This window comes from Microcystis sp. CS-574 (genome assembly GCF_028329095.1).
GTDB lineage: Bacteria > Cyanobacteriota > Cyanobacteriia > Cyanobacteriales > Microcystaceae > Microcystis > Microcystis ichthyoblabe_A.
This window is the reverse complement of record NZ_JAQMSY010000123.1, coordinates 1-3568: the sequence shown is the minus strand read 5'-3', so window position 1 is coordinate 3568 and position 3568 is coordinate 1. Positions and strand designations below refer to the sequence as shown.

Genomic DNA, 3568 nt, shown 5'->3' with positions numbered 1-3568 from the left:
GGTGTGGGGTGTGGGGTGTGGGGAGAATAAAGCTGCCTTCTGCCTTCTGCCTTCTGCCTTCTGCCTTCTGCCTTTTGCCTTTTGCCTTTTGCCTCCTGAATCCTGATAGCTAAAAAGCGGATAACTGTTCACTGAGGGCGGATTTAATGCGTTGGTTGCGGATTTCGCCAGCGTGGGTGACACAGGCACTATCAATGATGTCATCGGCAAAATCGAGGTTTAAACTGCCCTCTTTGCTGACTAAAAGCTGTAGCAGCATTTGCAGGTTTTTGGCGTACATCTGGCTGGCATTGGTGGCCACTGTAGCTGGAAGATTAACCGCTCCGACGATTTTTACCCCATTAACGATGATTTCTCGTCCCGGTTGGGTGTAAGCGCAATTTCCGCCCTGTTCCGCCGCTAAATCAACGATTACCGACCCCGCTTTCATGGTGGCGATCATTTCTTTGGTGACGAGCAGCGGAGCTTGTTTCCCCGGTACTTGGGCCGTGGTGATCACCACATCAGCCCGCTTAATTGGTTCCGTTAGGGCTTGACAAATGCGCTCCTGTGTGCTAAGAGAAACCTCTTTGGCATAACCGTTATCGGCGACGGTATCTTCTTCTAGGGGCATTTCAATAAATTTCGCCCCGACACTCTGCACTTCTTCTTTGACTTGCGGACGAATATCAAAAGCCTCCACCACTGCCCCCAAACGGCGGGCGGTAGCGCAAGCTTGCAATCCAGCGACTCCTGCCCCCAATACCAGCACTTTGGCGGGGGCGATCGTACCGGCGGCGGTAGTCATCATCGGGAACATTTTCGGCAGCTCAACGGCGGCGAGGAGTACCGCTTTGTAACCGGCGAGGTTAGCCTGAGAGGAGAGGGCATCCATACTCTGGGCGCGACTACTGCGGGGAATTAATTCCATGCTCAAAGCGGTGATCCCGCGCTCGGCTAATTTGGCAATGCGCCGGGGTTGACGCAGGGGATCGAGAAAGCCGATGAGGATACCGCCACCTTTCAGGCGATCGATCTCGCTATCGCTAGGAGGGACGACTTTGAGAATAATATCGGCAGTTTCATAGATATATTCGCTGTTTTCGCTCAGGGCGGCTCCCACGGCACTATAGGCACTATCGGCAAAGTTGGCGCTAATTCCCGCCCCATTTTGGACAATTACCTCAAATCCCGCCTTGACTAAACGGGCGACGGTATCCGGCACTAGCGCCACCCGCGCCTCGCCTTGGTCACTTTCTTTGATTACGCCGATTTTCATGGCTGGGTTTCTCCTTAATAAGTCCTTCTCTTGTCTTATGCTGTTGGGGTAAGGGTTTCGTTAAATGCGATCGATCCCTTGGGATAATTTCGAGTCAAAATTGCTTTTCACTTCCATCCTAGTTATCCTCACCTTTCTGGCTCTTTTTCGGGCTGAATCTTAGGATTATCTTCAGAATTAAAGGGTTTTGAGCGGCATTGTTTGGGAATTTTTTTTATAATGATGAGGTACAAAGTTTTCGTTCTGGGAAACGCCAAAACGGTTAACATTAGCTAGTCTTCGGCCTTAGATACCAGATTAAGTTATACTTCATATTGATGAGAAAGGCTGTAATAGGTCTCGACAATCTCAAAGTTTTAGAGTTTTTTTAACTTCGATCGCAATTCCTCTATTTCTGCATCTACTGCTGAATCCTTGAGGGTGGGTGGATGGGCAGTTTTACCCAGTAACATTCGTGCTTTTAGCAGTACCAACGCAGCCAACCACTCTTTCAGAGCGGAATTAGCCGGAGCAATGGCTTTACCGACTCCAGAACACCAGAATATTTGCAAAATTTAGCAATTTTGCAAATATTAGCCTCGCAGAATTAACCGCCCAATTAAGAAGATGTAGAATCAGTTTTAGAATTAGAGAAGGCAAAAGCAGCGGGTTTATTTTGATCGCCGCTCGATTGCCCGATCCAGAGAAGATCGCCTTGATAAAATACTCAGTAAATACATTGGAGTATGCCTGATATGAACGACAACGAAAAACAGAAGCTTGACAGCATTATCGTGCGAATTTTGCTGATTTTCGGACTTGGATTTTTAGCTGTGGAAGCTTGGAAGAATGTTTTTGGCATTGCCCAGAACAATAGTTTTCCAGAACTGGAACGAGGAGTAAGAGAAGCGGAAAGAAGAGCAGACGAACTAGATAAAGCCATTGAAGAAGCTAACCGAGACCGACCTTTTGATCCAAATCAATCAAACCCTTAAGCGAGTGAAAATTCAAGTTAGGGGCGATCAACGACGGTTGATCGCCCCTTTACCCCCAAAAGATGGGGAATGTTTTTTCTTTATATTAGCTTCTTGTGCCAAAGACTCATCACCTTTATCTAGAGCGAGTTTAACTCTTTCTTGCCATTTTAAAACCTCAGCTTGTGCTTGGTTGTACTGTTGTTCGGCTCTTTTTTGTAAGGCAATTAGTTCGATAATTGAGGAGCGTAAATTAGATAAATCATCCCGCATAATAGTGATGGTTAATTATGACTAGCAATTAATATTCCCTATCTCAACAACAAAATTAATAAATAGAGACGTACCGTAGATAGTACGTCTCGACGCTCTCAAAGTTTTACAGTTCTTTTAACTTCGATCGCAATTCCTCTAATTCTGCATCCACTACCGAATCCCTGACGGTGGTTGCTTGGGGTAAAGTGGGTTGACTAGAAGCTGTACCGGGTAATGCTCCCCCGGACATTTGTGCTTTCAGCATTGCTAATTCATCATCCACATCGCTACCCGCTTCTAGTGCAGCGAATTGATGTTCGATGCCAATGCCCTCCAATTCACCGTAAGCTTGACTACTGGCTTCTAACTCGATAACTTTTGCTTCCATGCGCTCAAAAGCACCCACGGAACTACTGGTATTGATACTGCCGAGGGTTTTTTGGAGTTCTTCGTTAGCTTTTGCGGCTCTGGAGCGAGCTACTAACATATTTTTCTTGGTTTTTGCCTCAGAAATCTTACTTTCGAGCGCGATCAAGTTTTTTCTCAGACTATCTACCTGTACCGTTTGCTGATCCAGTTGATTTTTGAGAATGGCGGCGGTTTCCGTGCAATCTTTCTTGCGTTTAAGAGCTTCCCTGGCGAGATTTTCATCCCCTTTAGAAAGGGCTAATTTGGCTCTTTGTTCCCATTTATTGGCTTCTGACTGGTCTTTGCTGTATTTTTGTTCCGTTTGTCGTTGTTCGGCGATCGCTCTAGCGACCGCTTGACGTACCTGTACTAGATCCTCTTGCATCTCACTGACAGCTTGCTCCAGCATTTTTTCTGGATCTTCAGCCTTGCTCACCATATCATTGAGGTTAGCTCGGACAACTCGGCTAAGGCGATCGAATAAACCCATGACGCTCTTGTTCCTCTCGGTGTGTACTAAATCAGTTAACTGTTCTTAAAATTTCCTATCTTGCCTAACGGCTTATTCTCTAATATAAACCACGAGAGCTAGGATAGGCGATAGGAGTTAGGAGTCAAGAGTCAGGAGACAGCTTTTTTCTCCCCACACCCCACACCCTACACCCCACACCCCACACCCCACACCCTACACCCC

At 46.7% G+C, this 3568-nt stretch carries 5 protein-coding genes; 1 reads left to right on the top strand and 4 read right to left on the bottom strand.

All coding sequences use genetic code 11. The features are described 5' to 3' along the window. Window positions 1–109: 109 nt before the first annotated feature. Together PN470_RS09925 and PN470_RS09920 are read right to left on the bottom strand one after the other, a co-directional pair. Window positions 110–1258, bottom strand: a complete 1149-nt coding sequence (locus PN470_RS09925; RefSeq protein ID WP_271938719.1) for a Re/Si-specific NAD(P)(+) transhydrogenase subunit alpha — start codon at window positions 1256–1258, stop codon at window positions 110–112. A 356-nt stretch (window positions 1259–1614) separates the two neighbouring features. After that, window positions 1615–1809 carry a hypothetical protein gene (locus tag PN470_RS09920; protein WP_103112235.1) on the bottom strand — a complete coding sequence of 65 codons (195 nt, stop codon included), beginning with the start codon at window positions 1807–1809 and terminating at the stop codon, window positions 1615–1617. 183 nt (window positions 1810–1992) lie between these two features. Here PN470_RS09920 and PN470_RS09915 point away from each other — a divergent pair, with 183 nt between their 5' ends. After that, entirely contained in the window at window positions 1993–2232 is a 240-nt protein-coding gene (locus PN470_RS09915) for a hypothetical protein (RefSeq protein WP_238142376.1), read from the top strand. A 27-nt stretch (window positions 2233–2259) separates the two neighbouring features. Here PN470_RS09915 and PN470_RS09910 read toward each other — a convergent pair whose 3' ends face one another. Then, window positions 2260–2484, bottom strand: a complete 225-nt coding sequence (locus tag PN470_RS09910) for a PspA/IM30 family protein (RefSeq protein WP_002733494.1) — start codon at window positions 2482–2484, stop codon at window positions 2260–2262. 106 nt (window positions 2485–2590) lie between these two features. Beyond that, on the bottom strand, window positions 2591–3364 hold the full coding sequence (locus PN470_RS09905; RefSeq protein ID WP_271938715.1) for a PspA/IM30 family protein: 774 nt from the start codon (window positions 3362–3364) through the stop codon (window positions 2591–2593). Window positions 3365–3568: the final 204 nt, after the last annotated feature.